Annotated in this window: 15 protein-coding genes and 2 pseudogenes; 9 read left to right on the plus strand and 8 right to left on the minus strand. The window is 62.8% G+C overall.

Annotation, left to right across the window (positions count from 1 at the left end; genetic code table 11):
• Positions 1-32: 32 nt before the first annotated feature.
• On the minus strand, positions 33-914 hold the full coding sequence (locus OKW44_RS20220) for an MOSC domain-containing protein (protein ID WP_018417996.1): 882 nt from the start codon (positions 912-914) through the stop codon (positions 33-35).
• A gap of 236 nt (positions 915-1,150) precedes the next feature.
• Between OKW44_RS20220 and OKW44_RS20225 the strand changes: the two genes are divergently transcribed.
• From OKW44_RS20225 to OKW44_RS20240, 4 genes are all read left to right on the plus strand, one after another.
• On the plus strand, positions 1,151-2,608 hold the full coding sequence (locus OKW44_RS20225; RefSeq protein ID WP_026225378.1) for a trypsin-like peptidase domain-containing protein: 1,458 nt from the start codon (positions 1,151-1,153) through the stop codon (positions 2,606-2,608).
• A gap of 81 nt (positions 2,609-2,689) precedes the next feature.
• Positions 2,690-3,121, plus strand: coding sequence for a carboxypeptidase-like regulatory domain-containing protein (locus tag OKW44_RS20230; protein WP_018417998.1), 432 nt, complete (start codon positions 2,690-2,692; stop codon positions 3,119-3,121).
• A gap of 135 nt (positions 3,122-3,256) precedes the next feature.
• Positions 3,257-3,880 carry a ubiquinol-cytochrome c reductase iron-sulfur subunit gene (gene petA, locus OKW44_RS20235; protein WP_018417999.1) on the plus strand — a complete coding sequence of 208 codons (624 nt, stop codon included), beginning with the start codon at positions 3,257-3,259 and terminating at the stop codon, positions 3,878-3,880.
• Positions 3,881-4,029: 149 nt separating this feature from the next.
• Positions 4,030-4,416, plus strand: coding sequence for a hypothetical protein (locus OKW44_RS20240; RefSeq protein ID WP_162633889.1), 387 nt, complete (start codon positions 4,030-4,032; stop codon positions 4,414-4,416).
• A gap of 32 nt (positions 4,417-4,448) precedes the next feature.
• Here OKW44_RS20240 and OKW44_RS20245 read toward each other — a convergent pair.
• Positions 4,449-4,730, minus strand: a pseudogene (locus OKW44_RS20245) (chloride channel protein); the annotation flags it as partial.
• Between the two features lie 416 nt (positions 4,731-5,146).
• On the opposite strand from OKW44_RS20245, the pseudogene OKW44_RS20250 reads away from it, so the two are divergent.
• Positions 5,147-5,389 (plus strand): annotated as a pseudogene (locus OKW44_RS20250) (OmpA family protein); the annotation flags it as partial.
• A gap of 28 nt (positions 5,390-5,417) precedes the next feature.
• On the opposite strand, the gene OKW44_RS20255 reads toward OKW44_RS20250, so the two are convergent.
• Positions 5,418-5,672: a hypothetical protein gene (locus tag OKW44_RS20255; RefSeq protein ID WP_018418003.1), complete on the minus strand. Its 255-nt coding sequence runs from the start codon at positions 5,670-5,672 to the stop codon at positions 5,418-5,420.
• Positions 5,656-7,590, minus strand: a complete 1,935-nt coding sequence (locus OKW44_RS20260) for a chloride channel protein (RefSeq protein WP_280783607.1) — start codon at positions 7,588-7,590, stop codon at positions 5,656-5,658. Before OKW44_RS20260 ends, OKW44_RS20255 begins: the two co-directional genes overlap by 17 nt.
• 469 nt (positions 7,591-8,059) lie before the next feature.
• On the opposite strand from OKW44_RS20260, the gene OKW44_RS20265 reads away from it, so the two are divergent.
• From OKW44_RS20265 to OKW44_RS20275, 3 genes are all read left to right on the plus strand, one after another.
• Positions 8,060-8,491 carry a MarR family winged helix-turn-helix transcriptional regulator gene (locus OKW44_RS20265; protein ID WP_018418006.1) on the plus strand — a complete coding sequence of 144 codons (432 nt, stop codon included), beginning with the start codon at positions 8,060-8,062 and terminating at the stop codon, positions 8,489-8,491.
• A 1,109-nt stretch (positions 8,492-9,600) separates the two neighbouring features.
• Positions 9,601-10,005 (plus strand): heme-binding protein, encoded by a 405-nt coding sequence (locus OKW44_RS20270; protein ID WP_018418008.1) that lies wholly within the window; start codon positions 9,601-9,603, stop codon positions 10,003-10,005.
• 81 nt (positions 10,006-10,086) lie between these two features.
• Positions 10,087-12,261: a malate synthase G gene (locus tag OKW44_RS20275; protein ID WP_026225380.1), complete on the plus strand. Its 2,175-nt coding sequence runs from the start codon at positions 10,087-10,089 to the stop codon at positions 12,259-12,261.
• 71 nt (positions 12,262-12,332) lie between these two features.
• Here the strand turns inward: OKW44_RS20275 and galU are convergent, their stop codons facing one another.
• The gene (galU, locus tag OKW44_RS20280) at positions 12,333-13,250 is read right to left on the minus strand and encodes a UTP--glucose-1-phosphate uridylyltransferase GalU (protein ID WP_051103749.1); all 918 of its coding nucleotides are present in this window, start codon (positions 13,248-13,250) and stop codon (positions 12,333-12,335) included.
• Between the two features lie 282 nt (positions 13,251-13,532).
• Positions 13,533-13,676 carry a hypothetical protein gene (locus OKW44_RS20285; protein ID WP_184074077.1) on the minus strand — a complete coding sequence of 48 codons (144 nt, stop codon included), beginning with the start codon at positions 13,674-13,676 and terminating at the stop codon, positions 13,533-13,535.
• Between the two features lie 259 nt (positions 13,677-13,935).
• Between OKW44_RS20285 and OKW44_RS20290 the strand changes: the two genes are divergently transcribed.
• Positions 13,936-15,183: an acyltransferase family protein gene (locus tag OKW44_RS20290; RefSeq protein ID WP_018418012.1), complete on the plus strand. Its 1,248-nt coding sequence runs from the start codon at positions 13,936-13,938 to the stop codon at positions 15,181-15,183.
• 195 nt (positions 15,184-15,378) lie between these two features.
• Here the strand turns inward: OKW44_RS20290 and OKW44_RS20295 are convergent, their stop codons facing one another.
• Together OKW44_RS20295 and OKW44_RS20300 are read right to left on the minus strand one after the other, a co-directional pair.
• Positions 15,379-17,832: a glycosyltransferase family 4 protein gene (locus tag OKW44_RS20295; RefSeq protein ID WP_018418013.1), complete on the minus strand. Its 2,454-nt coding sequence runs from the start codon at positions 17,830-17,832 to the stop codon at positions 15,379-15,381.
• A complete protein-coding gene (locus OKW44_RS20300; protein ID WP_018418014.1) occupies positions 17,829-19,295 on the minus strand; it encodes a flippase in 1,467 nt (488 codons plus the stop codon). Before OKW44_RS20300 ends, OKW44_RS20295 begins: the two co-directional genes overlap by 4 nt.
• Positions 19,296-19,305: the final 10 nt, after the last annotated feature.

Raw genomic sequence — 19,305 nt, forward strand, 5'->3', positions numbered from 1 at the left:
ATCGAAGCGGGCCTCGGCCGCCTTTCATCCCATCAATCGCCGAACCCGAGCTCCGCGTCGACCTGCTGCCCGACCCGCAGCCAGGCCCCTGCCCCGCTCGCGACCAGCGCGTTGTTGCCGAACGTGACCGCGCCGTCGAAGCGCTCGCTGACGCGATAACCGAGCATCGTGTCGGTCGGCTCGTTCGGCCAGTCGGGATCGGGCGCGCCGCGCGCCTGATCGATGGTCGGCATCGGACAGCGCGAGCACAGCTTGACGAGCCGTAATTCGACGCGCGCGCTCGAGTCCGCATTCGCGCCGACGGCGAGCGTCTCGACATAGTCCTCTTCATAGGCATCGAGGCCGCTGAGCACGATATTGGGCCTGAAGCGATCGATTCTGATCGACGGTGCGCCTTTGCCGTTCAGGCGCGCGTTCAGATCGTCGAGCGAGGCCTGGCCGACCACCAGCAGCGGAAAGCCATCGGCAAAAAAGGTCGTGGCGCCCCCGGTGCTGTCCGTATAGTCCGGATCGACGATGCGTTCGCGTTCGGGATCGAACCGCAGCAAGCGCGCGGGTAGACCGAGGAACTCCGTGAACCAGGCCGCCGTTTCTTCGCCGGTGTCGAGCCCGTAGGCCGCGTCGCGCCACACCGCGGTAGCGACCCTGGGAGCCGCGGCGAGCCGCGCGGCATCGAGCGGCGTGCGCAGCTCACGCATGCCCGGCGCGCTGACGATCAGCTCCTCTGCGCCGAGTTCGACCTTGATCAGCGCCATGCGCGGATACACGCGCTGCGTGAACATCGCGCCTTCGGGATCGACGATCATCCAGTTGCGGTCGTATTCGAGGCCCGTCGCCAACAGCCGGGCCTCGGTGAGCGCGATGCCCGCGCAGGATTTGATCGGATAGACGAACAGTTCGTTGATGGTAGGCATGGTTGCACGCGCGACGGGAGCGCAGATCCGGCGAAGATCGGGGACAGAAAGTAGATCCGTATAGTACCGAAATTAGCGTTGACGTGGACGTGCGAGCCGGACCCTCTCATCGGGCTTTTTTAAGCTTGTTTTAAAAGTGGCGACCTAGAGTCGAATCACAGCAGCATGGAGAACGCATCGGACAGACGCGTTACTCCGACTCGACCGACTCAGCTGCTCATGTCGGGGGGCATGTGATGCGACGCGACAATCTCAAGTACTTCCTGATCGTGGAATGTCTGACCGTGGCGGTGTCCGCGGGCTGCATGGCGCAATCCCCTCCGAACAACGTAAGCTCTGGAGCGGATGTGCCGGCTGCCAGGCTTCCAGGCCACGACACGGCGCCCCCGATAGTGACGGACTTCTCGCGCCTCGTCAGCGAAGAAGGCAAAGCAGTCGTCAATATCAGCGTGACAGCGGCTCAACCCGTCGCCACCTTCACGCCCCTCTGGCCGCCGGCCGGCAGCGAAGACGATCCTTTTACCCGGCAGTTCCAGCCGTTCGCCTACGTCCCTCCTGGCGCGACAGGCCTGGCTTCGCAACGCAGCGGCTCTGGATTCATCATCGCCGCCGATGGTTACATTCTCACCGACTCCAGCCTGATAACCAAAGCAACCCGAATCAGCGTGACGCTAAGGGACGGCCGCAAGTTCAAGGCCACGGTGGTCGGCGACGACCCAGCGAGCGGTATCGCGCTGCTCAAGATTCCCGCCACCAGACTGCCGACAGTCAAAATTGGCTCGCCGTCCGCGAACAAGGCCGGTCAGTGGGTCGTTTCGATCGGCTCCCCTTATGGACTGAACGACACGGTGACGGCAGGCATCATCAGCAACATGTCGCGGCCTTTGCCAGGCGAGTCGTATGTACCGCTTATCCAGACCGACATGACCGAAAATGCGGGCGATGCAGGTAGCCCGGTGTTCAGTCTGAACGGCAACGTCATTGGGATCGAAATGCCTGTCACGAAAGAGATCGGCGACGTTCAAGGAGCCGCGTTCGTGCTGCCGATCGATGAAGCGATGAAAGTTGCCCAACAGCTGCAAATGCACCACGAGGCGGAACACGGACGCCTCGGCATCACGATTCAGGATGTCAGTTGGCCGCTTGCGCAATCTTTCGGTCTGAACAGGCCGCAAGGGGCGCTCGTCAGCTCGGTCGACCCGCGAGGACCGGCTGCCAGGTCCGGTCTCAGACCAGGCGACGTCATCATGAAGATCAATGGGGTTGATATTCCAGATTCGACTCAGTTGCCCGTCACAGTAGCCGATCTCAAACCGGGCACATCCGTCCATCTGGTGTACTGGCGCGATAACGCCACGCACGATACGACAGTCGCGCTTGGCGGTCTGAATGCCACTCCTGCCGAGACCCCGGCCATTGCGAAGGTCGCAGCTCCCGATGGATTGACCGTGCGTGGCTTGACCGCACAGGAGCGACACGACGCAGGTGTCGAAGGTGGTGTCCTGGTCGAAAAAAGCACGGGGGCCGGCGCGCTCGCCGGCATCGAACCGGGAGACATCATCCTGATGGTCGACAGCACTCATGTATCAAGTCCCGCCCAGTTCCGGCGGAAAGCGGCGAACAGCGGTAACGCGGTTGCGCTATTGGTCCAACGCGACGGACAGCGCAAGTTCGTCACCATCGACATGGGCTAGGGTCTGCTTACATGTGTAAACAGACCCTGGCAGCGCAGTGGCGGCGCGTACCTCATCGCCACACGTTACGAGGAGCTCGAAATGAACCAGCACGCAATCGTCAAAGTTGGCTTGACCGCACTCGCACTGGGTGCAAGCGTCCAATACGCGTTCGCGGCAACTCAGCCTTTACCCGCGGTGCAGCACGAGGGTGACGTTACGTTCCTGAGCGGCGGGATCGGCCTTGGCCAATCCACCGCTATCAAGGAGGTCATGCCAAGGTATCCACTCACGCTCGAGTTTGCGGGCAAGGCGGCTAGCGGCAACCAGTACCTTGCGAATATCCCGGTGACGCTATCCGACATGCACGGCAATACGATATTGCAGACCACCGCAAAGGGTCCTTTCCTGTTGGCGTCGCTGCCTCACGGCCGGTATAGCGTGAGCGCCACATATGACGGCAAGACCGAGCGCAGGGACGTGAATGTCGCTCCGTCGTCGCATGTGCACGAACTGTTCCTGTGGCCGATGTAGACCGGCGTTTCGCGTTTCTGGCCGCACGCGATCCGATTCGCCGGCTTTCCGGCTCGCGACGACCGCGGCGGCGCATTCGGTAACCGGTACTCGTGAAAAGTCGCGACGGGCTACCGAACCGACTCGGAGCTTGCCATGAAAAACGGTTCCAGCGAGCCTGTCGACGAAGGCCGCCGCAGATGGCTCATCGCCACATCGGCCGTCGGCGCCATAGGAGGCGTGGCGGTCGTCGTTCCTTTTGTCGACTCCTTTGCGCCGCCGGCCAGTGCGAGGGCAGCCGGGGCGCCAGTCAGCGCCGATATCGGCGGACTCGAGCCTGGCAGCATGATGACCGTGGCATGGCGCGGCAAGCCGATTTTCATCGTCAACAGAACCAACGAGATGCTGGCGGCCGTACTGAAGGCCAGTCCGATGGTCGCCGACCCGCATACCGTGCATCCGTTCTCGATACCGCTGCCGGCCTACTGCAACAACGAATACCGGTCGCGCCCGGATCATCGCAACATACTCGTTGTGATCGGCGTGTGCACCCATCTCGGCTGCACCCCGCTTCCCCGCTTCCAGCCCGGGCCGCAACCGAGTCTGCCTGACGATTGGCCCGGGGGCTTTCTGTGCCCTTGTCACGGCTCGACTTACGACCTGGCCGGTCGAGTGTTCAAAGACAAACCCGCGCCCCAGAATCTGGATGTGCCGCGTTACCTGTTTGCGTCGTCGACGAGCATCGTTATCGGAAAGGATGAAAAAGGCGAGGAGGCATAGCCGCGGCATACGGTCGAGGACGCGGGAAGTTCCTGCTACGGTCCCGCAATACCAGCCCGCCTCGCTACCGCTACATCGATCCGTGGCGGCCAGTCGAGCACGCGGTGTCGCGCCGGTTGCCTATCACCTACCGAGATCGAGATCACCAATTGATGCGCGAAGCCGCGAAACCCAAGGCGCCGAGCGCGAAACTGCCTGCGCCGAAAGAGGTGCGCGACTTGAAGTGCTCCTCGCCAACCGTCAGGCTTTCGCCGTTCGCCTCGCTCGACAGGTTGGCCGAAGAAAAGCCCGAGGGTGGCTCGGCGCGGTCCGCATACCATCGCGCCGTGGGACACGCAACGGCCGCCGCGCACGAGCCGCTCGACAACCTCATCCCGGCCCAGGGACCCGATGAATCCGGCGGCATCGAGTCGTCGGCAATCCGATCGCCCACCGTTGCATTCACGCTACCGCAAATGGCGGTCGCGACAATCAGCATAGCCCTGGACAACTTGCCGAGGAGTTTGGGTGAGCGTAGCGTGGAGTTCATCAGATGATCGCTGTATCGCATCCAGTAATACATGACTGTCTATCTGTAACGCTCCGACAGTGCCTCGTAAAGCGGCGGTGCCAAAACATTCGAAACCCGGCTCGCAATCAGCGCGGTCGCCCTCAGCGAAATGACGGGTGCGTGCTCATTGATCATCTCGATGATTATTACGAAGGCCGTGGTCGGACTTTGCGTGACTGCCGCGAGATAGCCCACCATGCCGTGCGCGATCAGCATCGGCAATTGCATCTGTCCGAGCGCCAGATGCAGCGTATTGCCGATCCCCGCACCGATCGCGAGCGATGGCGCCAACAGGCCGCCTGCGCCGAAATATGTCATAACCTGCTTCGATAAGGCGCGCATGCAGAACTGCGACGAGACCCCTGGCCACCGCGCCCAGCCGGAAAATCCCATAGTGGAACCACGGCCGCCGAGCGTGTTGCAGCGTTCTTCTGTCAAGGAATCGAAAGGAAGTGGCGAACGGATTCACCATTATGTATGGGCCAATTTAAAAAAAGCCCAGCCGTGAAGCTGGGCGGAGAGGATCGCCTTCTGTCGCCTGAAGACGAGTGGACGTTCTCTCGGACCCTATGCAACAACCAGCAATATCGCCGTACCGTGTTCCGCACCACTCGCCGCTAGGATAGGCATGTTGTGATATAAATACAAGTGAATCCCGAGTTCTTCGATAAAACGTCAATCGGGGTAGTTCGACACCAATTCATTCATACGAAGGCCTGCGCCGGCATCCGTCCCAGCAAGTGCTGATACAGGCCAACACCGACCAGCGCGGCACCGCCGAATACAACCTCGCTCTGCGAGAGCGACGCTCGCAGGCCGTCACGCATGAACTGGAAACGCTTGGCGTGCCCAGGACGCAACTGGAAGCCGTCAGCCTGGGCAAGGAAAAACCGGTTGCGCTGGGGCATGACGAAGCGTCGTGGTCGCAGAATCGCCGCGCCGACCTGGTGTACCGCTAATTGCGCAGCGCACGACGCGCAGACCGGCTCAAAGCCCGAAGTACCAGAGCCGCACGTCCTCTTCCTCCGACCAAATCTGCACGTCCAGCATCTCGTCGAATTCGACCGGCTCGCCCCGGTACATGCAGCAGAATCCGCGCTCGGTGCGATAGACGATTACCCACTCGCGTGGGTCGGGAGTTGCGTCGGGCGAACGGTCTTCCCGTGTGCTCCCGGAATCCGCAAGGTGCGCCGCGGCCTTGAGCCGCTCGCGCAACGTATGCCACTCAGTTTTCAGCTTCATCGTCGCTCACCTTCAGAGCCTTGCCGTGCACGGCATAGGAAGCATTGTTGACGCGCACGGATTGCGTTGACGTGGCGGTCCTTGCGCGAGCCCGGGGCTGGAAAATATCGATACTACGCGCGACGGCGTCCGCAATATGCTCCTTCGCAATCACGCCGGACACGTCGAACACGCCATCGACGGCGGAATCCGCGACGACCACCGCCATCACCGCGCGGCGCTGCCGGAGTTCGCTGATCACTTCGAACGCCGCATCGGATCGCTTCACGACGATGAAGTTGCGATGCGCGAGTTGCCCGATCGTGATCGTCGGATTGTCGTGGCTGACCGCGCGGCGCAGGCCAGTGTTGATGCGCAGCACGCCGTACAGCATGCCTGCCTTCGTGACGACGATGTGCCGGAACGGCGCGAAGCCCATCCGATCGAGGAGATCGCGAAACGGGACGTCCGCGTCGAGCACCAGTATGTCGGCCTCCATGATCGCCGCCGCGCTCTGCACGAGAAACATATTGGCGTGCAACGCATCTGGAATGACATGACCGCGCCTGACGAGCTTCATCGTGTAGATCGTCTCGCGCGAGAGGAGCCGGCGGGTGCCGATGCTGAACGCAACCGCAAGTATCATCGGCAGCACGATGTCGTAATCGCGCGTCATTTCGAAGATCATCGCCACTGCCGTCATCGCGGCACCCGTGCCGCCCGCGACCACCGCCCCCATGCCGACCATCGCGAATGCAGGCACGCTGACCGGAGCGGCCGGCACCAGCAAATGGAGCAGGGACGCCAGCGCGGCGCCCAACGTCGCGCCGATGAACAGCGACGGCGAGAACACGCCGCCCGACGAGCCGGAGCCGAGGCTAACCGACGTCGCGGCCGTCTTGCACAGCGCAAGCAGCAGCAGGAACAGGCCGCCTTGCAACTGTTCATTGAGCGTCGCCTGGATCGTTGCGTAGCCCACGCCTTCCACGTAGTAGTGCCCTGCGTAGCGCATCAGCAGATACATCATTGCGCCGACGAACAGCATGCCGAGCGCGTGGCGCGCAAAACGCCCCGGAACGCGATCGAACGCGTCCTCCGCCCAGTGCAATGCGCGAATCAGCAACACGGCCGCCACGCCGGCCACGACCCCGAGCAGCGCGTAAAGCAGCAGCGTGAAGCCACTCGCGAGATGGTTATCGAGCGCGCCGAGCTGAGGGGGAACCAGAAAAGCCGCCGATCCGCCAAAGAACAGCCGTCCCACGAACGTGGCTGTGCCCGTTGCCAGTGCAACGGGCAGAAAAGTCCCCACGCTGATTTCCGGCATCATCAGCTCGGTCGCGAACAGTACGCCGCCGATCGGCGTATTGAACGTCGCGGCAATGCCGGCCCCCGCGCCGCTCGCAACGAGAATGATCCGCTGACTGGCGGGCATCCGCAGCCACTGACCCAGCGTCGAGCCCAGTGCCGAACCGATCTGGATGATCGGACCTTCCCGGCCCACCGCCGCACCGGTGCCGATCGCGATCGCCGATGCGAGCGACTTGACGACCGCCACCACCGGACGGATCACGCCGCCCCCGAAATAGATCGCGTCCATTACTTCTGGCACGCCATGCCCTTTTGCCTCCGGTGCGAAGCGGCTTACCAGCCACGTGACCGCGAAGCCGCCTGCTACCGGCACGAGAATCACCCATGCGCCCCACGGCGACGGCGGGGTAAACTGGCTCGCGTCGTATAGCGGCGAAAGGCGTCCGAGAAACGCTGCATTATGGATAGTGCCGATCAGCATCCTGAACACGACCGCGCCAAAACCGGTCACGATTCCGAGGCAGAACCCCAGCATGCTCATGCGATAGAGGTCGAGCGGCTTCGCGACTTCATGCGCGTTGTCAGGAGGCGCCGAATCTCCTTGCTTGCCGTCGAGCTTCGTGGGGTCCATATCCCGCCTCTCCTCGCAACACCGTGTCCTCGTTCGGCGCGCGAGCCTCGAGCGGTCCCATGCATGCAATACAAGGTCCACGCAGAAAGAAGCCGAGCGGTCCTGGGGGCATGATCGAACATCGCACCGCCCGCCTGAATCGGTCGGTGCGACCGGGTAGACAGGCCTCGGCAATCATGTCATGCCGTGCCATGCACTATAGTCCTATCAACGCGTGTTCACCAACCCTGATGGTCGTGGCGATACGGGAACACCCACTGCTCACTGCATCTCAAGCCGGCGCGGGCACGCAATCCATCTGATACGATTTTGCGCTGTCACCCGTCACGCCGGATTTCCGGCGCGCTTTGCGATAGAGCAACGCGACTTTCAGCAACGCTGCGGAGAATCCGGTTTCAGGCACTTGGTCCATGTTCCGAACGAGACAGGCAGGAAAGTGAAACAAACATCACCGCGTATCCGGGTCGGCATGCCCAACAAGCAGGATCTCGAAGCCATGTCGGCATTCCGTTACCAGTTACGCAGGTTCATGCGGTATTCGGAAGAAATTACTCACGCGGAAGGAGTCACGCCTCTGCAATATCAGATGCTCCTTCACGTCAGGGGATTTCCCGACCGCTGCTGGGCCAGTATCGGCGAACTGGCCGAACGGTTGCAGGCGGCGCCCAACGGCACCGCGGCGCTCGTGTCGCGCTGCGAAGCCGCCGGGCTCGTCGAGCGTCGCCCCGACAATTCCGACCGGCGACTCGTGCAGGTCCATCTGACAGAAAAAGGCGAGCGGTGCCTGTTGAAGCTCGCGATGCTGCATAAGCGGGAAATCGAGTCATTCGGTTGGGCGCTGGGGCAGTTTCAGGTTCAACAGCCCCCCCTCTTCGGCGGGACTGCGGGATCGTCCGATTGATATTGACGCCGCCGCCCTGCAATGTGGGTCGGCTATCGGCGGTCACGTCCGCGAGATTCTTCGTTTGCCGGGCGTTCGGCGTATCGGAGAGAACGAGCGATCATCATCGTGCCGGCACGGGGAAGCCTTTAAGCCTGCTTTAATCGCCACTGCATAGATTGAAAGCGTACCAGGCCTGTCGTGCCTTCAACGAGCCAACGATCGATCCGCCACTGCCGACGCGGGGCAAGATTGATCGCTGCGGAGCCCTACTCATCGAAGCTGACAGACAGTTGACTGGCACTCTACTGGCTCTCTCGCACAAGGAGGACACACCATGCGTACGCTGCCTGCACTATGCGCTGGAATATGTTTGGGGTTCGCCCACCTTGCCATCGCGCACCCGACCTCGGACGTCGCCCTGAAAACTGGGTGCAAGGATTTCTCCGCGATCGCCATTCATCAACGCCCCCCGATCGCTGACTGGGTCGCACCGCCGAGCCGTCATCGTGTGGTCCGGACTGACAGCGCGATCATAGTCAATGCTGCTGCCCCGGTTGGCCTCATTGTCGGCGAGTGCGGGAAACCGACCTGATACAGGTCGAACGCAGATCGAATGTTTCTTCGGGCGTATCCGCCAGTTTCGGCTGCCTTCCACTGGTTTCGACTGGTTCGTGGGCGGCTAAGCGGTGTTCGCGTCGCCCATGCGCGGGTCTGGTTCACTCGTGAAAGCGTGAACCGGGCCTCGTTCGCTTGCCGCTGTCATCCAACGATGAACCGAAGCCGTCGCCCCCGCTACGGCTCGCGGCGCGACCATTGTCTGGCCGCAATGAATGCTTCGAAAACCAGCTCATCTGCTGGTCTACCTAGTTATTTCTGAGCCAGGCCGCGCTTGTGGACCGCCCTGCGGATGGCGTTGCGGCGGCACTGTCGAGCGCACGGGCAGAGCGGCCTGGCGAGGCCGCCGTTTCGCGCTGCCTCGCGCGGAAGTAAAATCGTCGGATCAGGCGCGCCGGAGAGTCGCAAGAAGCTTGCAACGGAGCCCCGAGGATCTTCTGAAGCGCCGCATCGCCGGTTACCGAAAGAAGCTGTAGAAGCCACCTTCCCATCACCCAGACAGGATATTCATTATGCTGAGCAAACCCGTGTTGACCGTCGCCGAGACCACCCGCATTGTCGATGCCGCCCGTGCGGAAGCCGAGAAGAACAAATGGCCTGTCGCGATCGTCGTCGCGGACGACGGCGGCCATCCGCTCGCGGTGCTGCGTCTCGACGGCGCGGCGCCCTCCACCTCGTATATCGCGACCGAAAAAGCGCGCACCGCGGCGCTCGGCCGGCGCGAAACCAAGGTCTATGAAGACATGATCAACAACGGCCGCACCGCGTTCCTCAGCGCACCGCTGCAGGGCACGCTCGAAGGCGGGGTGCCGGTGATCGTCGACGGCCACGTGGTCGGCGCGGTCGGCGTATCGGGCGTCAAGTCGGAGCAGGATGCGCAGGTCGCGAAAGCCGGCATTCAGGCGCTCGGCGTGTAAAGCGCCGAGCGCCAAAGCAATCCCGAAACACAAACGCGGACCGACGCCCCCTCGTCGGTCCCATAACAGATGGAGCAGTCGATGACTCAGATGAACCCGCGCGGCGGACTGCAGGTCGCCGCCAACCTCGACCAGTTCGTTGAATCCGAAGCCCTGCCCGGCACCGGAATCGACAGCGCCGCCTTCTGGTCGGGATTCGACGCCCTCGTGCACGAGCTGGCGCCCAAAAATCGGGCGTTGCTCGCCGAGCGCGACCGCCTGCAAAGCGAACTCGACAACTGGCATCGGGCCAATCCCGGTCCGGTGCGGGATCTGCGTGCGTATCGTGCGTTTCTCGAAGGCATCGGCTACATCGTGCCCGTGCCCGCCAGCGTCCAGGCCACGACCGACCACGTGGACAGCGAAATCTCCGGACAGGCCGGCCCGCAGCTCGTCGTGCCGCTGTCGAACCAGCGCTACGCGCTGAACGCCGCAAACGCGCGCTGGGGTAGCCTGTACGACGCGCTGTACGGCACCGACGCGATCCCCGAAACGGACGGCGCGGAAAAGCAGAAGGGCTTCAACCCGGTGCGCGGCGCAGCCGTGATCGCGTACGCGCGCAAGTTCCTCGATCAGGCCGCGCCGCTCGCGAACGGCTCGCACGCAGACGCAACGCGCTATAGCGTCGAGAACGGCCAACTGCTCGTCGCGCTGAAGAGCGGCACCACGGCGCTGAAGACACCCGCGCAGTTCGTCGGCTATCAGGGCGACGCGAGCACGCCGTCGGCGGTGCTGCTCAAGCACAACGGCTTGCACGTCGAGATCCAGATCGATGCGAACGATTCGGTCGGCAAGACCGATGCGGCCCATGTCAAGGACGTCGTCGTCGAAGCGGCCGTCACGACGATCATCGATTGCGAGGACTCGGTCGCGGCCGTCGACGCCGATGACAAGGTGCAGCTCTATCGCAACTGGCTCGGCCTGATGAACGGCGACCTGACCGAAGAGGTCACGAAGAACGGCAAGACCTTCACGCGCCGGCTCAATGCCGATCGCGAATACATCGGCGCCGACGGCAAGTCGCAGGTCAAGCTGCATGGCCGCTCGCTGCTATTCATCCGCAACGTCGGCCATCTGATGACGAACCCGGCCGTATTGACGAAAGACGGCCACGAGATTCCGGAAGGCGTTCTCGACGCGGTGATCACGACGCTGTGCGCGCTGCGCGACCGTCAGAACAAGCTGAACTCGCGCACCGGCTCGATCTATATCGTGAAGCCGAAGATGCACGGACCGGCCGAAGTCGCGTTCGCGAGCGAACTGTTCGCGCGCGTCGAAGACCTGCTGAAGCTGCCGCGCAACACGATCAAGATGGGCATCATGGACGAGGAGCGCCGCACCAGCATGAATCTGCTCGCCTGTATCGCCGAAGCGTCGGCGCGCGTCGCGTTCATCAACACGGGCTTCCTCGATCGCACCGGCGACGAGATGCACTCGGCGATGGAAGCGGGCCCGATGATGCGCAAGGGCGACATGAAGTCGAGCAAGTGGATCACGTCGTACGAGCGCAGCAACGTGCTGGTCGGTTTGAGCGCGGGCCTGCGCGGCCGCTCGCAGATCGGCAAGGGCATGTGGGCGATGCCCGACCTGATGCACGCGATGCTCGAGCAGAAGATCGGCCATCCGAAGGCTGGCGCGAACACCGCGTGGGTGCCCTCGCCGACCGCGGCGACGCTGCACGCGCTGCACTATCACCAGGTCGACGTGCAGGCGGTCCAGCAGGAACTCGAACGCACCGACTATGCGACGGTGCGCGACGAACTGCTCGATGGCCTGCTGACGATTCCGGTCGTCGAAAAGGCGCAATGGAGCGACGACGAAATCCGCGCCGAGGTCGACAACAACGCGCAGGGCATTCTCGGCTACGTGGTGCGCTGGATCGACCAGGGCGTCGGCTGCTCGAAAGTGCCGGACATCCACAACGTCGGCCTGATGGAAGACCGCGCGACGCTGCGTATTTCGAGCCAGCACATCGCCAACTGGCTGTATCACGGTGTGATCAAGCGCGAGTTCATCGAGGAGACGTTCAAGCGCATGGCCAAGGTGGTGGACGCGCAGAACGCCGGTGATCCGCTCTACCAGCCGATGGCGCCCGGCTTCGACACGATCGCGTTCAAGGCCGCGCAGGCGCTCGTCTTCGAGGGGCGCCAGCAGCCGAGCGGATATACCGAGCCGTTGCTGCACAAGTTCCGGCTCGAGGTGAAGAAGCAGGGTTGAGTCCGTCCGGCCGAAACGACGACGGGCGCCCTGCAATGCGGCGCCCGTTTTTCTTTCCAGGTCGTGTCACTTCACGCGGCTTCTGCCGTCAATTGCGCCGCGTCGCCACCTGACGCTTCGTTCTGCATATAGGCTTGCAGATACGCCTCGAATTCAGCCTTCACCTCGGGATGGCGCAGTGCGAATTCGACGGTCGCCTTCAGATAGCCGAGCTTGCTGCCGCAATCGAAGCGCGTGCCGAAGTAGCGATACGCGAGCACCTGCTCCTCGGTCAGCAACGACTGCACCGCGTCGGTCAGTTGCAGCTCGCCGCCCGCACCCGGCTTCAGCGCGCGGATATGCTTGAAGATCGTCGGCATCAGCACGTAGCGGCCCACCACGCCGAGATTCGACGGCGCCTCGTCCGGCGCTGGCTTCTCGACGATGCCCGACAGCTTGATCACGTTGTCTTCCCACTCGCGGCCGTCGACGACGCCGTACGAGCGGCTATCCTCGCGCGCGATCGTTTCGACGCCGATCACCGAGCTGTGATAGTGGTTGAAGGTATCGACGAGCTGACTCATCACGGGCTTCGCGCTATGCAGCAGGTCGTCGGCGAGAATCACCGCGAACGGGCTGTCGCCCACCAGTTTTTCGGCGCACAGCACCGCATGGCCGAGACCGAGTGCTTCGGCCTGGCGCACGTAAAAGCAGTCGACGTTGGCCGGCTTGATGCTGCGCACGAGGTCGAGCAGCTTCTGCTTGTTGCGCGCTTCGAGTTCGGATTCGATCTCATAGGATTTATCGAAGTGATCTTCGATCGCGCGCTTGCTGCGGCCCGTCACGAAGATCATCTCGGTGATGCCGGCGTCGATCGCCTCTTCGACCGCGTACTGGATCAGCGGCTTGTCGACGATCGGCAGCATTTCCTTCGGACTTGCTTTGGTAGCCGGCAGGAATCGTGTCCCGAGGCCCGCTACGGGAAACACGGCTTTGGTGACTTTCAGCATGGTAGGCATTCCCACATCGGTTAGAAATTGGTGTGTTCGCGGACCTGGCGGCCAATCAATGCCGGCGCAAGACTAGCAGAAAAATCTGCGAGGTTCGCGCAAGCGTTTTCTCCGCTTTAATTCGGATAATTCACGCATTAATCGCAATACTACATTGTGAAAATTTGAGAAACTATTACGCGTTTATTGCCAGAGGTGATCGAGCAAATCCGAAAGTCTTACCTTTCGGACGTCCCCTGACACGGGTCGCCTGGCGATCCGATGACCGGCTTCGGCAGCGCGTCATTCCTGTTCGTCAACGGGTGGCAGCTTGCCTGGGTTCATCCGGTAACTACGGATCGGCTCGTTGCGCAAGGCATCTCGGTAGGCGGAGGCGGCCACCAGGATCAGCAGGACGGCCACGCCGGCCAGTAAATGCAGGTTCATGACTTCACCTCTGGGTCAGAGAATCCTTGCTTTAAATTAGCACGACAAAAGCGATAAATAATTCAACACCCCATACGGCGACACGCAATTACAATTCGTCACAAAATCGATATCTGATTCAATCCGAAATGGATTTTTTAAATCATTTTTTAGGATTGCGGTGCTCTAGGATGGATGCGTCGCGGGTGCGCAAAACGCCCGCTCGACGGCCTGTTCCGCGTCAATTTTTTCTCTTTTCCGCTTCAGATAAGGACCGCGTATGAGCGACCCAGCGCTGGATGCCGCCGGCTCATCCCTGCCCCTCTCCCCGCTGCCGCGCCCGGAGAAAAACCCGGCCGCGGCGCATGCGCGCAGCGACGCGCACGTCGATAGCGCCAGCAAGGAGCACGCGATCGACGCGATGCGAGGCTTCGCCGCGCTGCTGGTCGCCTACTTTCATTGCCGCCAGATCGTGTGGGTCGGCATGCAGGCGTTTCATCAGAGCGTCGGACATTCGTTGAGTCCCAGTAGTCTCGCCGCGTATCTGACGTTTCCGATCGCATGGGGCTCGGCCGGTGTGCCGATGTTCTTCGTGATCAGCGGCTACTGCATCCATCGCGGCGGCGCGCTGCGGCTCGCGGGCAATCCCGCTTACCGGCTCGATGCAGGCAACTTCTGGCTGCGGCGCTTCGCGCGCATCTACCCCGTCCTGCTGGCGGCGCTCGTACTGACCTTCGCGCTCGATTCGTTGAGCCTGCAATTGCCGCCCGTCAGTCACAAGATTCGCGACATCGGCTGGCATCCGTTTCTGGTCAACCTGTTTTCGCTGCAGGGTGTGGCGGGTAAAACGTATGGCTCGAACGGCGCGCTGTGGACGCTGTCGCTCGAAGTGCAGTTCTATGCGATTTATCCGCTGCTGTTCGCGCTGCGGCGGCGCATCGGCATCAACGCCGTGCTCGCGCTCGTCGGCGCGATCAACGTTGCGTCCGCGTACGGGTTGGAGCGCCACGATCTGCAGTTCTTCACGTCGTACTGGTTCTCCTGGACGCTCGGTGCGTGGATCGCCGATGCCAAAGCGCGCAGCGCGCAAGGGGCGCGAGCGCCCGCATCGCTGTACGTGCTCGCGGCGGTATTGATCGCGGCAGGCTGCGCCGCGTTTCATTTCGGCCAGTACGGCGCGTTCCAGATCTGGTCGCTCGGTTTCGCGTGCTATCTGTACAAGGCGCTCGATGGACGTCATGCTTCCCGGCGTGAAACGGGCGGTGTGCGCGCGCTGCTTCGTGCCGGGTCGGATGCAGTAGCGCGCTTGCTGTCGCGCGTCGGTGACTTCAGCTTCTCGCTGTATCTGATCCATCTGCCGATCTTCGTGTTGCTGTCGTCGTGGCTGTTCCGCTCGTCGTTGCAGATGTCGATCTGGCCGTCGTTCGGTTATATGCTGGTCGCCGTGCCGGCCGCCTATGTGTCCTATCGGCTGGTTGAGTTGCCTGCGATGAGGTGGTCGGCGAGTTTTAAGCCTGGAAGGCGCTAGCAGAACCAGAGCATCGGGTCATGCTCACCGTATTCATGGCGGCATGGCGAGACGGAAAATCAATCGCGGCTTGAACTCTAAAGCCACCCGGCGGTGCAATAAAAAAAACGGAGCGAAAGCCCTTCGACTTTCGCTCCGCCACGCCAAGCAAGGACTGGCCAAGCCCTCGTCTACCCTCGCGTAAAAATCATCTCGTCACCGCGCTGCCACGCCGGTCAGAATCCCCGCGACCCCATCCACATAGCTGCGCGGGCCGAAGCGCTCCTGCGCGGTCCGATAGCCGTTCTCGACCAGTTTGTCGCGCAAGTCGCCGTTCGAGCGCAATTCGGCGAGCGTATCGGCGAGCGCATGCGCATCGCCCGGCGTACACAGCACGCCGTTCTCGTAGTCGTCGATGATTTCGAGCACGCCGCCTGCGCGCGACGCCACGACCGGCCGCTGCGCGAGCATCCCCTCGACGATCACGCGGCCGAACGGCTCCGGGGTGATCGACGTATGCACAACCGTATCGACCGCGCACATGCAGGCCGGAATATCGTGCTGGAAGCCGAGAAAATGCACCCGCTCGCCAAGCTTGTGCGCGGCGACGAAGGCGCGCAGTTCGCTCTCGTACTGGTCCTCGCCGAACAGCGCCGCGCCGACCAGCACCGCATGCATCTGCGGATTGAGCACCATTGCTTCGAGGAGCACATGCTGCCCTTTCCAACGCGCAAGCCGGCTGAACGAGCCGACGAGAAACGCGTCGCGCGGCAGATTCAGGCGCTCGCGCAGCACCGCTTGCGGCACCGTGCGCAATGCGTCGAATGGCTCCGCGGCGATCCCGTTGAACACGACGTCGATGCGCTTGCTGTCGAACCGCGTGAGCTTCGCGAACGCCTGCGCCGACGCAGCCGAATTGGCGATCACATGCGTGAGGCCGAGCCGCGCGCACCACTTGATGATCGCAAGCTGCTTGCCGCCGAAATGCTCGGCGCTGACGATGTCGCGCAAATGCCAGACCACCGGCCGTCTCGCGAGCTTGCCGGCCACGGCGCCGATCACCATCGCACGCTGCGTGTTCGCGTAGATCACATCCACCTTGCGCGCGCGTTTCGCGGTGGCACGCACGAGTGAGATGAGTCCCTTCAACGCCTGACCTTTCGGCATCGAACCGCCCTGCTTGCGCACATTTTTCAGCGCGCCGGCATCGAGCACAGTGACCTCGACGCCGGTTTTCGCGAGTGCGGTGTTGAACGGCCCGTCGTCGAATAGCACGACCTCGATGCGCGAGCGCAGCGCCTTGACGATTTCGAGCAGCGACAGTTCGGCGCCGCCGAGCACGCCGCTCTGATCGACGGCAAGAATGCGCGGCACGTTCGCGGCGCCCTGCACGGCCGGCCGATACGGCGTATAAGCCGGCAGCGTCGCCGTGCGCAACGCGGGCACCGCCGCGCGCACCTGCGAGAAAAAGCGCTCGCGGAAATGCGCGGCCGAAAACTGCTCGGCGTTACCGCGGCAATTCTCCGGCAGGAACCGGTGCCCAAGCTCGTCGAAACGATTTACGGCGGCGATGATCGAGTCGGTATCCTGTTCATCGAAGAACATGCCGGTCGGCTTCGGTTCGGACAGATCGCGCACGGTTTCGAGCGCTCCTCCCTTGCCGTACGCGATCACCGGCGTGCCGCAAGCCTGCGCCTCGACCACCGAAATGCCGAAGTCCTCTTCGGCCGCGAACACGAATGCCTTCGCGCGGCTCATGCGGTCCTTCAGCACCTCGAACGGTTGATAGCCCATGATCTCGACGTTCGGCCCCGCCTTCGCGCGGATCTTCGCCATGTCGGGTCCGTCGCCGATCACGACGAGCTTGCGCTCGGGCATCCGCGCGAACGCCTCGACGATCAGATCGATTTTCTTGTACGGCACTATGCGCGACGCGGTCAGATAAAAGTCTTCCTTCTCCGTGCACAGCGTGAACGCCGCGACATCGACCGGCGGGAAGATCACTTGCGCGTCGCGCTGATACACCTTCCTGATGCGTCGCGCGATGAACGCCGAGTTCGCGACGAAGCCGTCGACCGAGTTGGACGTGCGGATATCCCAGTTGCGCATGTAATGCAGAATCAGCCGCGCCAGCGCCGACTTCGGGCCGTTGGTCAGCTTCGACTGCCGCAGATACTGATGCTGCAAATCCCACGCATAGCGGATCGGCGAATGCACGTAGCTGATATGCACCTGATCGGGACCGGTCAGAATGCCCTTGGCGACCGCGTGACTGCTCGAGATCACGACGTCGTACGCCGACACGTCGAGCTGCTCGATCGCGAGCGGCATCAGCGGCAGATACGAGCGGTACTTGCTGCGCGCGAGCGGCAGCTTCTGGATGAACGACGTCGTCACCGGCTTGCCGCGCAGGAAGCTGCGATCGTCGAGAAAGTCCACGAGGCTGAACAGGTCCGCATCGGGAAAGCACGCGATGATCTGCTCGAGCACTTTCTCCGCGCCCGCGTAGGTGACGAGCCAGTCGTGCACGATCGCGATGCGCACGTTTTTGCTCGCGCGCGGCGCGGTACGGCGCGGTGCCGGCTGGATGCCGGGCACGCTCGTCAGTTCGTCGAGCGCGCTGCGCGTCGCGGGCCTCAACAGGTCTTTTTCAAGGACGTCTTGATTCATGCGCTTTTCCTCGGATTCAGTCGCAATAACAGTGAACGCGCAAGATTGCGCAAGGCGGGCGTCATCGTGATCGACCACGCGACGTTCGCGCCGACCATCAGCACACCGGCGGCGATCGCGAGCGCGAGGCTCGGCAGGAAGCTCGCGAGCCACAGGCTGGCGAGCAGGAAGGCGAGATGGGCTAGCATGTCGAGCACGATCTGGCGCGCGCGGATCGCGGCGAAACGCAGCAGCACCGCGTAGTCGAACAGCGCGCGGGCGCCGACCGCGACCGCCGCGCCCGTCAGGCCGAAATGCGTGATACCGAGCCACAACGCGCCGGCGAAAAGCGGCAACTCGACGAGGCCGATGCGCGCGGCGGTGGCTGGGTTGACCTGTGACTGAATCAGGATGCGCGTCACGTTCGCCTGGCCGACGAGCCACACGGCGACGATCATGATGCGGCCCACGGGCGCCGCGACCGTCGCGATCTCGTTGCCAACCCACAGATGCAGGAACGGTTCGAGCACCAGCATCGCGATGAGCGCGACCGGCGTGAACACGCCGTTCAGAAATTCGAGCGATTGCTGCGTGATCGTGTCGGCGTCGGCGCGGCCGACTGCGGAAAGCCGCGGAAACAGCGTGCGTACCAGCGCGGTCGGCACGATGTTCAGGCGCGTGACGAGGTTCTGCGGCACCGTGTAGTACGTGACGAAACGCGCGCCGAGCCGTGAACCGAGCATCACGCGATCGAGCGAATCGGCAACCATCGTCGTCACGCTCGCGATCAGCATCCAGCCGCCGAAGTTGAACAGCCCCTTTGCGACGCCGAGCCGCGGCGGCTGAATGCTGCGTATTTCAAGCACTTTCAGCGCGTAGCGGCCGAGCAGCAACGCCGCGAGAATCCGCGCGACGACTGCCGCGGCGAGTACGTTCTGCAAAGTCGCGCCGAGCCACCACGCGGCACCGAGCGGCAGCAGCTGGAACAGGAACGTGCCGATCGTCTGGTTCGTGTTGTAGACGCCGAAGCGTTCCGCGCCATTGATCGCGCCCGCGAACACCCACGACACGTTCGCGATCGGAATCGCGACCGCGAGCCACGGCAGCGCCATATAGACTTCGTGCTGCAGCTCGGGCGATACCTTCGTGAAATACGCGGTGTACAGGAACCCGCCGAAGTAGATGATCAGACCGCCCGCCACGCCGGTCGTCAGATTGAGCCACGTCGCGCTCCAGAACACGCGCGCGCTTTCCTGCTGGTCGCCCGACGCGCGCGCCTTCGAAATATGGTTCTGCGCGGCCATGCTCATGCCGAGATCGAGAATCCCGAAGTAGCCGATCAGCGTCCACACGAGACTGATCACACCGTAGCGCTCCACGCCGAGCAGCCGGATATACGACGGCACGGTCACGAGCGACACGAACGTCGGCAGCACGAGCCCGAAAAAGTTGATCGCCACGTTCCTGAGAATGCCTTTGTCCATCGAATCCCTT

This window comes from Paraburkholderia lebeckiae, from assembly GCF_050436325.1.
In the GTDB taxonomy this organism is placed as follows: Bacteria; Pseudomonadota; Gammaproteobacteria; order Burkholderiales; family Burkholderiaceae; genus Paraburkholderia; species Paraburkholderia tuberum.